We start from the raw sequence: 12,310 nt of genomic DNA on the forward strand, positions 1-12,310 counted from the left end.
GATGGTGTTCCGGCAGGACAGGGCCAGGCTCAACCACCCAGGCGAGCCACAACAAGCCGCACTACCCGCGGCCCACAGACGACACCGACCGGTCGGCGCGGACCGGCAGGTGTACCCCATCCATGGAGGAACGTGACGTGGCGAACGACGCCGGCACCGTTTTCGACCTAGTGATCCTCGGAGGCGGCAGCGGTGGTTACGCCGCGGCCCTGCGCGCCTCCCAGCTGGGTCTGGACGTGGCCCTGATCGAGAAGAACAAGCTGGGCGGCACCTGTCTGCACCAGGGTTGTATTCCCACCAAAGCCCTGCTGCACGCCGGCGAGATCGCGGACGCGGCCCGTGAGGGCGCCGAGTTCGGCGTGCGGTCGACCTTCGACGGCATCGACATCGCGGGCGTCCACAAGTACAAGGACGGCGTGGTCTCCGGCCTCTACAAGGGGCTTCAGGGGCTGGTCGCCTCCCGCAAGATCACCTATGTGGAGGGCGAGGGCCGGCTCTCCTCCCCCACCTCGGTCGATGTGAACGGACAGCGTTACACCGGCCGGCACGTGCTGCTGGCCACGGGCTCGGTGCCCAGGTCCCTGCCGGGCCTGACGATAGACGGCGACCGGATCATCTCCTCCGACCACGCCCTGGTCCTGGACCGGGTGCCCAAGTCGGCCATCGTGCTGGGCGGCGGCGTGATCGGCGTCGAGTTCGCCTCGGTCTGGAAGTCCTTCGGCGCCGACGTGACCATCGTCGAGGGCATGAAGCACCTGGTGCCCGTTGAGGACGAGAACAGCTCCAAGCTGCTGGAGCGCGCCTTCCGCAAGCGCGGTATCGCGTTCTCGCTCGGCTCCTTCTTCAAGAACGCCGAGTACACCGACAGTGGTGTGCGGGTCACCCTGGAGAACGGGAAGACCTACGAGGCCGAGGTGCTGCTGGTGGCCATCGGCCGCGGCCCGGTCTCGCAGGGCCTCGGCTACGAGGAGGCCGGGGTCGCGACGGACCGCGGCTTCGTCCAGGTCGACGAGTACTGCCGGACGAACGTCCCCACCATCTCCGCCGTGGGGGATCTGATCCCCACCCTCCAGCTGGCCCATGTGGGCTTCGCCGAGGGCATCCTGGTGGCGGAGCGGCTGGCGGGGCTCTCCCCCGTCCCGATCGACTACGACGGGGTGCCCCGGGTGACGTACTGCCACCCGGAGGTGGCCTCGGTGGGGGTCACCGAGGCGCGCGCCAAGGAGCTGTACGGTGCCGACCAGGTGGTCACCCTGAAGTACAACCTCGCGGGCAACGGCAAGAGCAAGATCCTGAAGACGGCGGGCGAGATCAAGCTCGTGCGGGTCAGGGACGGAGCCGTCGTCGGCGTGCACATGGTGGGTGACCGGCTCGGCGAGCAGGTGGGCGAGGCCCAGCTGATCTACAACTGGGAGGCGCTGCCCGCCGAGGTGGCGCAGCTCATCCACGCACACCCGACTCAGAACGAGGCGCTGGGCGAGGCCCATCTGGCCCTGGCCGGCAAGCCGCTGCATTCCCACGACTGACCTGGCCGCGTACCCCAGAGCGCGCGTAACCCACTGCCACATTTCGTAAGGAGCAACAGAAACCATGGCGGTTTCCGTAACCCTTCCGGCGCTCGGCGAGAGCGTGACCGAGGGCACCGTCACCCGCTGGCTGAAGGCCGAAGGCGACCATGTCGAGGCCGACGAGCCGCTGCTGGAGGTCTCGACCGACAAGGTCGACACCGAGATCCCCGCACCGACCGCCGGTGTTCTGTCGGCCATCAAGGTGGCCGAGGACGAGACAGTCGAGGTCGGCGCCGAGCTGGCCGTGATCGACGACGGCTCGGGCGCCCCGGCGGCCACGCCGGCGCCCGCGGCCGAGTCCGCCCCCGAGGCCGCGCCGGCGCCCGAGCCGGCCCAGGCCGAGGCCCCGGCCGCGCCGGCGGCTCCCGCGCCGGCGAGCGCCCCCTCGGGCGGCGCGGCCGAGGGCACCGAGGTGCTGCTCCCCGCGCTCGGCGAGAGCGTCACCGAGGGCACCGTCACCCGCTGGCTGAAGGAGGTCGGCGAGGAGGTCGAGGCCGACGAGCCGCTGCTGGAGGTCTCGACCGACAAGGTCGACACCGAGATCCCGGCACCGACCGCCGGCACCCTGCTGGAGATCACGGTCGGCGAGGACGAGACGGCCGAGGTCGGCGCGAAGCTCGGCGTGATCGGTGCCGCCGGCGCCGCCGCCGCCGCTCCCGCCCCGCCCGAGCCCGCACCCGAGCCCGCCCCGGCGCCCAAGCCGGCGCAGGCCGAGGCGCCCAAGCCCCCGCCCGCCCCGGCGCCGCCGAAGCCGCAGGCGGCCCCCGCCCCGGCCCCGGCCCCGGCTCCCGCCGTCGCCCCCAGGGCCACGGCCGCGCCGAGCGCTGACGGCGCCTATGTCACCCCGCTGGTGCGCAAGTTGGCCAGCGAGAACGGCGTCGACCTGGCCCAGGTCAAGGGCTCGGGCGTCGGCGGTCGCATCCGCAAGCAGGATGTGCTCGCCGCCGCCGAGGCCGCGAAGGCCGCAGCCGCCAAGGCTCCGTCGGCGGCCCCGGCCGCCAAGGCGCCCGCCCCGGCCCAGCCCTCGCCGCTGCGCGGCCAGACGGTCAAGATGCCGCGCATCCGCAAGGTGATCGGCGAGAACATGATCCGCGCCCTACAGAACCAGGCGCAGCTGTCCTCGGTGGTCGAGGTCGACGTCACCCGGGTGATGCGGCTCCGCGCGCAGGCCAAGGAGTCCTTCCTGGCCCGCGAGGGGGTCAAGCTCTCCCCCATGCCGTTCTTCGTGAAGGCGGCGGCCGAGGCGCTCAAGGTGCACCCGGTGATCAACGCCAAGATCAACGACGACGGCACCATCACCTACCACGATGTCGAGAACGTGGGCATCGCGGTGGACTCCGAGAAGGGCCTGATGGTCCCGGTGATCAAGAACGCCGGGGATCTGAGCCTGGCCGGGATCGCCAAGAAGACCGCCGAGTTGGCGGGCAAGGTCCGCAAGGGCGGGCTGGCCCCCGACGACATGGCGGGCGGCACGTTCACGATCAGCAACACCGGTTCGCGCGGTGCGCTGTTCGACACGATCATCGTGAACTACCCGCAGGTCGCCGAGTTGGGCATCGGGGCCACCGTGCGCCGGCCCGTGGTGGTCGACCACCCGGATCTGGGCGAGACGATCGCGATCCGCGACATGGTGTACCTGACGCTGTCCTACGACCACCAGTTGGTGGACGGCGCCGACGCGGCCCGCTATCTGACGGAGATCAAGGTCCGGCTGGAAGCCGGCGCCTTCGAGGGTGAACTCGGCCTCTGAGCCGACGCAGGCCGCGCCCCGCCCGAAGCAGTTCGGGCGGGGCGCGGCCCGTTGTCCCGGGGGGTCAAGAAAAGGTCAACAGCGGTGCGGCCCCCGAGGGCCGGACAGGAGCATGCCATGAGCCGGCCCATCGTCCCCTCGCTGCGGCAGCGCATCCGCGAGCACATCGTGGAGGGCATCGTCAGCGGGCGCTGGCAGCCGGGCGAGCGGATCGTGGAGCGCAGGATCGCGGTCGAGCTGGAGGTGAGCCAGACGCCGGTGCGGGAGGCCCTGCGCGAGCTGGAGACGCTCCGGCTGATCGAATCGGCCCCCAACAAGGGCGTTCGGGTGCGGAAGCTGACCGCGGCCGATCTGGAGGAGATCTACCCGGTGCGCGCCGGTCTTGAGCAGATCGCGGCGGAGCTGGCGGCCGAGCGGTTGGCCGACGACGCCTCCGCGCTGCTGCCCGAGGTGGCCGCGCTCGCCGAGGCGGACCTGAGGGGAGACGCGGAGGCCCAGGTGGGGCACACCGTGGCCTTCCACCACACGCTGGTGCGCGCCTCGGGGAACAGCGTGCTCCTGCACACCTGGGAGTCGTTGGGCATCGAGATCTGGACGGCGCTCTCCATCCGCTGGCTCGGCACCCGCCAGCGCTCCTACGCCGAGGAGCACCAGGAGCTGATCGACGCCTTCCTGCGCCGCGACCCACATATCGGCCAACTGGTCAAGGATCATGTCCTGAACTGTGCACCCCGTGCCTGATCTCCCCCGGTTCGTCCCGCTATGCCCTGGCACAGGGTGTCAATTTCGCCGAAAGCTTTGATCGATCATCGATCAGAGGCTTAGAGTTCCGGAGAAGACAGAGCCGCGCCACACAAGCACCTGTCCTGCCCAGTGGCGCGGCTCTACCCGAGGCCCGGGTCCCCAACGTCGCGCCAACGATCCCAGGGACCCGGCCCTCACGGTCAGGGCCGGCTTCCTCGATCTTCGCGGGCTCGCGACGACCCGGGAAGCAGGCACTGGCCCAACCTGCCAGAACCCGTCCGCCCCGCGCGCCGTTCCGACGAACCGCCCTCGCGCGTCCCGCCTGCCGGGACCCGGCGTGGACGGTCGTGCCCCACTCCGCGAGAGTAGGGGGATGCGCGCGGCCCGGGTGATCAGATTGTTGCTGTTGTTGCAGTCGCGACGGTCGATGACCGCCGGGGAGTTGGCGGCTGAGCTGGAGGTCTCGGAGCGGACCGTGGCCAGGGACGTGGCCGCGCTCTCCGAGGCCGGCGTCCCGGTCTACGCGGACCGGGGCCGCGCGGGCGGCTACCGGCTGGTCGGCGGCTACCGCACCCGGCTCACCGGTCTCGGCCGCCACGAGGCGGAGGCCCTCTTCCTCTCCGGGGTCCCGTCAGCGCTGCGGGACATGGGCCTGGCGGACACCGCTTCGGCCGCCAGGCTCAAGGTCTCGGCGGCGCTGCTGCCCGAGCTGCGGGACGCCGAGCAAAGCGCCGCCCAGCGCTTCCATCTGGACGCCCCGCACTGGTGGCAGGCCCCCGAGACGCCGGAGCAACTGCCGCTGATCGCCGAGGCCATCTGGGGTGACCTGCGGTTTCGGGGACGCTACCGCAGGGGCGACGGTTCGGGGGTGGAGCGGGAGTGGGAGCCCTACGGCCTGGTGCTCAAGGCCGGCGCCTGGTATCTGGCCGCGCGCCCGTCGGGGGACGACGGCCACGGGCACCGGATCTACCGGGTGGCGCGGTTCTCCGAAGTGGCGCTCGGCGGTGGCCCGTTCGACCGCGATCCGGGGTTCGACCTGCCGGCGTTCTGGGCGGGACAGGCCGCCGCCTTCGCACGCGCGATCCTGCGCGAACATGTCCGGCTGCGGCTCACGGAGGCCGGCGTCCGGCGGCTGCGCCACCACACCGACCGGACGGCGGCCGATGAGGCCGTCGCCCACGCGGAGGGGCCGGACGCGGACGGCCGGATGACCGTCACGCTGGCCGTCGAGTCCCTGAACGTCGCCTTCGAGCAGCTGTTGGCGCTGGGCGCGGACGCCGAGGTGCTCGAACCGCCCGGGCTGCGCGGCCGGTTCGCCCGGGCCACGGCGGAGGCGGCGGCGCTCTACCTGCGGCGGGGCGATTGACCTCAACCGTGGTTGAGGTAGCACGATCGCTCCCATGACCACAGCGGAGGCAGCACACCAGGACCCTCGGGACCGCCAGGAGATCGCCGATCTCGTCAGCCGGATGTTCCGTTCGTACGACCAACGGGAGCTCGACGAGGAGGCGACCGCCCGGTTCATCGCCGACGACGTCCACCTCACCACCCCCGTCGGCGCCGCGCGGGGCAGGGCCGAGGTGGCACGGCTGAACGCGGAGGCGCTGGGCCGCTTCGACCGCACCCAGCACCAGGCCACCGATCTGCTGGTCGAGGTGGCCCCGGACGGGGCGACGGCACGGGCCGGATGGAACGCGCTGATGACCCACGCGCACCACGCTTCGACGCTGCGCGAGCGGCGCCCGGACGCCAACCCGCTCTTCGTGGTGGGCGGTTACTGGCGGGGGACGCTGGTGCGGACGGCCGGGGGCTGGCGGTTCGACTCGCTCGCGATCGAGCCGATCTGGCACACCGGCGACCCGCCGCCGCTGGGTTGACCGGGGCGGTCAGTCCCGCCCGGCGGCGACGCCGACCAACGCCGGGGCCAACTCCCGCCACTCGGGCAGCGGAAGAGCCGTCGGATCGGCGGTCAGCACCTGGAGACAGACATGATCCGCGCCAGCCGCGAGATGCCCACGCACCCGCCGTTCGACGGCGTCCGAGTCCCCGTACGCGACGATGGCGTCCACCAGCCGCCGGCTGGGTCCCGGCGCGAGATCGGCGTCGGTGAAGCCCAACCCGCGCAGGTTGCGCAGGTGGTGCGGCGCCGCCAGATAGCCGGCGACATGGGCCGTCGCCACCTCGCGCGCCCGGCCCGGGTCGCGGTCGAGCACCACCGCCTGCTCCACGGCGAGGAACGCGTCGGGGCCCATCACCTCCCGCGCGCGCCGGGTGTGCTCGACGGGCACGAAGTAGGGGTGCGCCCCCAGCGTGCGTTCGGCGGCGAGCGCCAGCATCTTCGGCCCGAGCCCGGCGAGCACCCGCCGGGGCGGGGTCACCGGGGGCGGCCCGTGCGCGGGCACGGCGTCCATGGCGTCGAGGTAGGCGCGCAGGGTGGCGATCGCGTGGCCCTTGGCCGGCATGGGGTAGCCGTCCAGCGGACGCACCGTGTCGTCCACCCGGTGGCCCCCGAGGCCCAGCAGATAGCGGCCGGGGAAGGCGTCGGCCAGCGCCCGCTCCGCGCCGGCCAGGGCGATCGGGTCGCGCAGCGTGATGTTGGCGATCCCGGAGGCGACCGCGAGCCGTCGGGTCGCGGACAGCAGCAGCCACGCCTGGCTCACCGAGTCACGCCCGAACCCCTCCCCGAACCACAGCGCTCCCCACCCCAGCTCCTCCACCTCGGCCGCCGCCTCGCGCACCCGGCCCGCCGGCTGGGCGTCGAGGGCGAACGTCCAGAGACCCACCGAGCCGAACCCGCCGGGCGACCGCCAGGACGCCGTCCCCGTCTCCGCTGACCCCACCGTCATACCCCGCTCCTTCGTGAACAGAAAACGGAGAACCTCTCCGATTCTCTGTCGCGCCACCCTACATCCGAAGGCCGCCCATCCGGAGACCCTCTCCGGATGGGCGGCGCTGAGCACCCCCCGGTCCTTCCCCGCGCGCGCCCGTCCGTCGGCGGTGCAGGATGGGCGCATGGACGAGGCAGTGACGGAGCAGGCCCCCGAGGGAGCGTCGGCCGCCGGCCGCCGCTCGGACGCGCGGCGCAACCGCGCCCGCATCCTCCTCGCCGCCGGCGAGACCTTCGCGGCGGACGGGCCCGACGCCTCCCTCAACGAGATCGCCCGCCGCGCCGGCGTGGGGCCGGGGACGCTCTACCGCCACTTCCCCGGCCGCACGGAGCTGCTGGCCGCCGTCCTCACCGACCGGATCGAGACACTCTGCCGCCACGCCGAAACGCTGCGGGACGAGCCCGACGCCGACCGGGCACTCGCCGACTGGCTGCGCGCCTTCCTCGACCACGCGCGCAACCAACAGGGCCTGGGCAGCGCCCTGTTGCTGGCCGAGGCCGGCGGGCTCGGCTTCGACTGCCACCAGCGGCTGCGGGACGCAGCCGACGCCGTCCTCACCCGGGCCCAACGGGACGGCACCGCCCGCCCCGACCTCACCGTCGACGAGCTGCTGACCCTGGTGGTCGGCGTCGCCCTGGTGACCGCGAGAGACGCCGAGGGCGGCGTGCGGCAGCCGCCCCCCGCGCGGCTGCTCGCGCTGGTCCTCGACGCGGTCCGCTCGCCCCGGGGCGAGCCGGCGGCGCGACGGCCCGCCCCGGGGGAGGCTCAGCGGTAGTCCGCCGCGTCGGCCTCCTCGCCCGCCGTCACCCTGCCGATGTAGGCCCAGCTGTCCGGCTGCGAACCGTCCACATCCGTCACGCCGTACTCCTTGGCCAGCCCGCCGCTGTCCAGCGAGCGACCGTTCCACCGGTGCCGCTCCGGGTCGGCGGCCAGCGCGGCGACGCAGCGCCCGAGGTAGGTCGGCGTCTCCGAGATCGCGAAGTGCGGGTCCTTGGCGATCCCGTCGCGCCAGTTCTCCTCCGTGACCTCGAAGTGGGTGTCCAACATCGCCTCGGAGCGCAGAAAGCCGGGCGAGACGCAGACCGCCGTGCAGTCGGACCCCTTCAGCTCCTCGGCGAGCCCCAGCGCCATCCGCAGCGGCGCGTACTTCGCGAGGTCGTAGAAGAACTGCTCGCGGTACGCGCTGTTGGTCTCCGCCGTGCCGTCCGTCACCTCGACGACCAGCCCGCCCGGGTTCCTGATCAGCAGCGGGAGGGCGAAGTAGCTGGTGACGACGTGCGTCTCCACACCGAGCCTGAGCATCCGCAGGCCCTCCTTCAGATCCAGCTCCCAGAGCTTCCTGGCGAAGGCGACATCCAGCAGATGGTCCGCCCCCCAGACGTCGTTCACCAGGATGTCGAGCCGCCCACGCTCCCGGTCGATCCGGTCCACCAGCGCCCGCACCTGGTCCTGCTCCAGATGGTCGGTCGGCACGGCGACGCCCTCGCCACCGGCCGCCGTGACCAGCTCCCCCGTCTCCTCGATGGTCTCGGTGGTCCGCCCCACCTCGCTCACCCGGGAGCGGGTGGTGCGACCGGTGACATAGACGGTCGCCCCCGCCCGGCCCAGCTCCACCGCCATCGCACGGCCCGCGCCCCGCGTCGCCCCCGCCACCAGGGCGATCCGTCCGGCCAGCGGCCTGTCCTGCTCCGTCACGCGCATGTCCTCCACAGTCGGTTGATCGACTTGTCGATCCGTTCGAAGCCTCGCTCGGCCCCATGGATGCGACCCTGACAGCCAATCCCGACACCTTCTGTCCGGCTTTCCGGGAACCCTCGCCCCTTTCGCGCCCCGACCGGCGGCCGAACGGGTGAACCCGGCGTGCGGCGGGGCGCCCCGGCACCGATCCTGTTTCCGTGATGGACGAGACGGAGTTCTGGGCGCTGATCGACCGCACCCGGGTCGCGGCCGGCGGCGACCCGGACACGCACGCCGAGCTGCTGGTGGAACGACTCGTCGAGCTGGACCCCGAGACGGTCCACGACTTCGCGCGGCACTTCGAGACCAGGTTCAGCCGCGCCTACCGCTGGGACCTCAGGGGAGCCGCCCTGGTGCTGCTGGGCGGCGCCGACGAGGACACCTTCGAGAACTTCCGCTGCTGGCTGATCGCCCAGGGCCGGCGCGTCTTCGAGGGCGCGCTGGCCGACGCGGACGCGCTCGCCGAGCTGCTCCCCACGTTCGACGAACGCGTCGACGGCGAGGCCGAGGAGATCGGCTACGCCGCGTTCGACGCCTACGAGCAGCTCACCGGCCTCGAACTCCCCGACCCGGGACTGCCCGAGCCCGGCGTCGAGCCAGGGGGCGAGCCCGTCGACCTGGCGGACGAGCCCGGGCTGGCCGACGCCTACCCGCGGCTGTGGGCGCGGTTTCGCGCCAGGCCCGACATCCCGGGCGTCCCGGGTGGCCCGGCCACCGTCTGATCGGCCAGGATGACGCCATGGCAGCTGACACCCCGTACACCTCCCGGCTCCCCCAACACGTCGCGGTCACCGGCGCCTCGGGGCTGATCGGCGGCGCGCTCGTCGCCTCCCTCCGCGCCCAGGGCGGCACGGAGGTGCGCCGCCTGGTCCGCCGCGCGCCCCGGGACGACCAGGAGGCCCGCTGGGACCCGAGCGGCCAGGACCGGGCGGCGAACGTCGCCGCGCTCCAGGGCTGCGACGCCGTGGTGCACCTGGCCGGCGCCGGCGTCTCCGACCGCCGTTGGACCAAGGGCTACAAGCGGCGGATCAGGGACAGCCGGGTGCTGGGCACCACCGCGATCGCCGACGCCATCGCCGCCCAGCCCACGCCGCCGCGCGTCTTCCTGTGCGGCAGCGCCATCGGCTACTACGGCTACACCGGGGACCGCGCGGTGGACGAGGACGCGGGCCCAGGCACCGGCTTCCTCGCCGACCTCTCGCAGGAGTGGGAGGCCGCGGCCGAGCCCGCGCGGCGCGCCGGCGTCCGCACGGTCCAGCTGAGGACCGGCCTGGTGGTCGCCCGCAAGGGCGGCGCCTGGGGCAAGTTGTTCCCGATCTTCCGCGCCGGCCTGGGCGGCCGGCTCGGCAACGGGCGACAGTACTGGAGCGCGATCTCCCTCACCGACCATGTGGCGGCGCTGCGCTTCCTGCTCCAGGCGGACAACGAGCTGGCCGGGCCCGTCAACCTCACGGGCCCCCACCCGGCCACCAACCGTGAGGTCACCAAGGTCATGGGCCGGGTGCTGCACCGTCCGACGCTCTTCCCCGTGCCCGCTGCCGCGCTGCGCCTGGTGCTCGGCGAGTTCGCCCAGGACGTCACGGGCAGCCAACGGGTGCTGCCCGCGAGGCTCCAGTCCGCCGGCTTCACCTTCCAGCACCCGACCGTGGCGGACGCGGTCACCGCCGCCCTGGCGGAACCGTCGCGCTGAGCTCCGAGGCGCCGCGGGACGCTGGGGGCGGCAACCGTGCCACCCCCGTGCGCCCATGCCCGGTCCATGCGCTCTGTCGGTTTCGGTACGGCGTGAGAGGGTCGGCTCCGGTTCGGAACGCATTGCTCGCCCCTCAGTGGGCATCAGGTACGAAGGCCGACCGGTCACTCGCCTGAACAGCCGCTCCGACGCACCGACCACCTCACCAGGAGGCCCAGTGCTCAGCAGCCGAACGCGACGCACGGACACCGACGTTGTCATCATCGGAGGCGGCCCGGCCGGGCTGGCCACGGCCCACCGCCTGAGCGCCGCCGGGCTCGCGGTGACCGTCCTCGAAGCGGCCCCCCGGATCGGCGGCCGGCTGGTCACCGACCACAGGGACGGCTTCCGCCTGGACCGCACCAGCCAGCTCGCCTTCCCCGACTCCCCCGCGCTGGCCGAGCTGCCGCGTCAGGTCCCGCTGCGCAGACTGACCGGCGGCGTCCAGCTGCACGGCGCCGGCCCCACCACGCGGCTCGGAGCCACCGCCGACACCCAGGAAGCGGCCCCCGCCTCGTTCGACCAGCTGTGGCTGCGCGCCAACCTCGCGCGTCTCGGCCAGCTGCCGGACGAACAGCTCGACGCACGTCCGGAGGTCACCGCCGCCGAGGCCCTGACCAGCCGGGACATCCCCGCCAGGATCGCGGAGGAGATCCTGCGGCCACTGCTGGCCGCGCTGCTGCACGACCCCGAGCTGGCCACGTCGAGCCGCCTGGGCGACGCCGTGCTCCGCGCCTTCGCGCGGCGCGGGCTGGCCCTCGCCGAGGGCGGCGCCGCCGCGCTGCCCGAGGCCCTCGCGGCCCAACTGCCGCCCGGCTCGGTCCGCACCGGCACCAGGGTCACCTCGGCGGCGACCACGGTGGTGGAGACGGAGTCCCACGGGGAGTTCCGCTGCCGCGCCGTGGTGGTCGCCACCGGCGCGGCGACCGCGGCGCGGCTGCTGCCCGGGCTGCGGATACCGAGCTTCCACCAGATGACCGTCCTCCACCACGCGGCGCCGGCCCTGCCGGTGGCCAGGCCGGCGCTGCTGGTCGAGGCGGGCGCGCGGGGGCCGGTGGCCCACACGATGGCGGCCTCGGCGGCCGACCCCACCCGGGCACCCGCCGGCTTCACCCTGCTGACCTCCGTGATCCTCGGCCCCCAGGCGGCCGAGCCAGCCGATCTGCTGGACAAGGCCGCGCGGCCCCAACTGGGCGAGCTGTACGGCGTGTCCGCCGACGACTGGCGGCTCCTGGCGGCCCACCACGACCCCTGGGCCGTCCCCGCCCTCCCCCCGCCCCACCCCGGCCGCCGCCCGGTCCGGCTGCTGGACGGCCTGTACGTCTGCGGCGACCACCGCGACACCCCCGGCATCACCGGCGACCTCGCCTCCGCCCGCCGCACCACCGAGGCCCTCCTCACCGACCTCGGCCTCCCCACCACCCACGCGGCGTAGCCGGAGCCCGGCTGCCAAGCAACCACGCCCCCGGCCGGGACCGGGCCAAGGGGGGCGGCGGGGCGGCCTGGGGGAAGGGAGAGAACTCGCCGGGGCAACAGCCCACGTCACGGAACGGGCCCGCCCGGCAGCCGGAGCCCCGAGCGTCGGCGCTCACCCGCGCTCCGCCTCGCCGCCACCACCACCCCGGGACCGGTCACCCCGGTGCGGCGACGCCGGCCGACATGCCGCGCTCAGCCCGCCCCGGACCAGGGAAGCCCAACGCACCCGGCACGCCCCAACCACCGGCCGGTGGACCACGCACAGCCCGCCCCGGACCAGGGAAGCCCAACGCACCCGGCACGCCCCGACCGCCGGCTGGCGTACCCGTGCTCACCACGGCATGCCCGGCACCACCCCGGGCGCATCCCGTCCGCACGACCCCTGCCGCGACCAGGGAAGCCCGACGCACCCGGCACG

At 73.7% G+C, this 12,310-nt stretch carries 11 protein-coding genes; 9 read left to right on the forward strand and 2 right to left on the reverse strand.

Going from position 1 to position 12,310, the window contains the following annotated elements; all coding sequences use genetic code 11:
• Window positions 1–137: 137 nt before the first annotated feature.
• The 5 genes from lpdA (at window position 138) to K4G22_RS05660 (ending at window position 5,939) form a co-directional block, all read left to right on the forward strand.
• Window positions 138–1,526 (forward strand): dihydrolipoyl dehydrogenase, encoded by a 1,389-nt coding sequence (lpdA, locus tag K4G22_RS05640; protein ID WP_228083960.1) that lies wholly within the window; start codon window positions 138–140, stop codon window positions 1,524–1,526.
• Window positions 1,527–1,590: 64 nt separating this feature from the next.
• Window positions 1,591–3,318, forward strand: coding sequence for a 2-oxoglutarate dehydrogenase, E2 component, dihydrolipoamide succinyltransferase (gene sucB / locus K4G22_RS05645; RefSeq protein ID WP_228078567.1), 1,728 nt, complete (start codon window positions 1,591–1,593; stop codon window positions 3,316–3,318).
• 117 nt (window positions 3,319–3,435) lie between these two features.
• Window positions 3,436–4,059 carry a GntR family transcriptional regulator gene (locus tag K4G22_RS05650; protein WP_228078568.1) on the forward strand — a complete coding sequence of 208 codons (624 nt, stop codon included), beginning with the start codon at window positions 3,436–3,438 and terminating at the stop codon, window positions 4,057–4,059.
• A 376-nt stretch (window positions 4,060–4,435) separates the two neighbouring features.
• Window positions 4,436–5,428 carry a helix-turn-helix transcriptional regulator gene (locus K4G22_RS05655; protein ID WP_228078569.1) on the forward strand — a complete coding sequence of 331 codons (993 nt, stop codon included), beginning with the start codon at window positions 4,436–4,438 and terminating at the stop codon, window positions 5,426–5,428.
• Between the two features lie 34 nt (window positions 5,429–5,462).
• The gene (locus tag K4G22_RS05660) at window positions 5,463–5,939 is read left to right on the forward strand and encodes a nuclear transport factor 2 family protein (RefSeq protein ID WP_228078570.1); all 477 of its coding nucleotides are present in this window, start codon (window positions 5,463–5,465) and stop codon (window positions 5,937–5,939) included.
• A gap of 9 nt (window positions 5,940–5,948) precedes the next feature.
• Here the strand turns inward: K4G22_RS05660 and K4G22_RS05665 are convergent, their stop codons facing one another.
• Entirely contained in the window at window positions 5,949–6,908 is a 960-nt protein-coding gene (locus tag K4G22_RS05665; RefSeq protein WP_228078571.1) for a TIGR03620 family F420-dependent LLM class oxidoreductase, read from the reverse strand.
• Window positions 6,909–7,074: 166 nt separating this feature from the next.
• Between K4G22_RS05665 and K4G22_RS05670 the strand changes: the two genes are divergently transcribed.
• Window positions 7,075–7,725, forward strand: a complete 651-nt coding sequence (locus K4G22_RS05670) for a TetR/AcrR family transcriptional regulator (protein WP_228078572.1) — start codon at window positions 7,075–7,077, stop codon at window positions 7,723–7,725.
• Here the strand turns inward: K4G22_RS05670 and K4G22_RS05675 are convergent.
• Entirely contained in the window at window positions 7,716–8,645 is a 930-nt protein-coding gene (locus tag K4G22_RS05675; RefSeq protein ID WP_228078573.1) for an SDR family oxidoreductase, read from the reverse strand. The two genes, K4G22_RS05670 and K4G22_RS05675, sit on opposite strands and share 10 nt — an antisense overlap.
• 203 nt (window positions 8,646–8,848) lie before the next feature.
• On the opposite strand from K4G22_RS05675, the gene K4G22_RS05680 reads away from it, so the two are divergent.
• From K4G22_RS05680 to K4G22_RS05690, 3 genes are all read left to right on the forward strand, one after another.
• Window positions 8,849–9,409: a DUF4240 domain-containing protein gene (locus K4G22_RS05680; protein ID WP_228083961.1), complete on the forward strand. Its 561-nt coding sequence runs from the start codon at window positions 8,849–8,851 to the stop codon at window positions 9,407–9,409.
• Window positions 9,410–9,426: 17 nt separating this feature from the next.
• Window positions 9,427–10,377, forward strand: coding sequence for a TIGR01777 family oxidoreductase (locus tag K4G22_RS05685; RefSeq protein ID WP_228078574.1), 951 nt, complete (start codon window positions 9,427–9,429; stop codon window positions 10,375–10,377).
• A 217-nt stretch (window positions 10,378–10,594) separates the two neighbouring features.
• On the forward strand, window positions 10,595–11,851 hold the full coding sequence (locus K4G22_RS05690) for an FAD-dependent oxidoreductase (RefSeq protein ID WP_228078575.1): 1,257 nt from the start codon (window positions 10,595–10,597) through the stop codon (window positions 11,849–11,851).
• The last annotated feature ends 459 nt before the right edge of the window (window positions 11,852–12,310 follow it).

The sequence above is a fragment of the Streptomyces profundus genome (genome assembly GCF_020740535.1).
In the GTDB taxonomy this organism is placed as follows: Bacteria; Actinomycetota; Actinomycetes; order Streptomycetales; family Streptomycetaceae; genus Streptomyces; species Streptomyces profundus.

What these genes read in the sequence shown, in the direction of transcription:
- K4G22_RS05655 (WP_228078569.1), top strand. Translation starts at nt 4,436, where the DNA reads ATGCGCGCGGCCCGGGTGATCAGATTGTTGCTGTTGTTGCAGTCGCGA.
- K4G22_RS05665 (WP_228078571.1), bottom strand. Translation starts at nt 6,908, where the DNA reads ATGACGGTGGGGTCAGCGGAGACGGGGACGGCGTCCTGGCGGTCGCCC.
- K4G22_RS05685 (WP_228078574.1), top strand. Translation starts at nt 9,427, where the DNA reads ATGGCAGCTGACACCCCGTACACCTCCCGGCTCCCCCAACACGTCGCG.
- K4G22_RS05650 (WP_228078568.1), top strand. Translation starts at nt 3,436, where the DNA reads ATGAGCCGGCCCATCGTCCCCTCGCTGCGGCAGCGCATCCGCGAGCAC.
- K4G22_RS05660 (WP_228078570.1), top strand. Translation starts at nt 5,463, where the DNA reads ATGACCACAGCGGAGGCAGCACACCAGGACCCTCGGGACCGCCAGGAG.
- K4G22_RS05670 (WP_228078572.1), top strand. Translation starts at nt 7,075, where the DNA reads ATGGACGAGGCAGTGACGGAGCAGGCCCCCGAGGGAGCGTCGGCCGCC.
- K4G22_RS05680 (WP_228083961.1), top strand. Translation starts at nt 8,849, where the DNA reads ATGGACGAGACGGAGTTCTGGGCGCTGATCGACCGCACCCGGGTCGCG.
- sucB (WP_228078567.1), top strand. Translation starts at nt 1,591, where the DNA reads ATGGCGGTTTCCGTAACCCTTCCGGCGCTCGGCGAGAGCGTGACCGAG.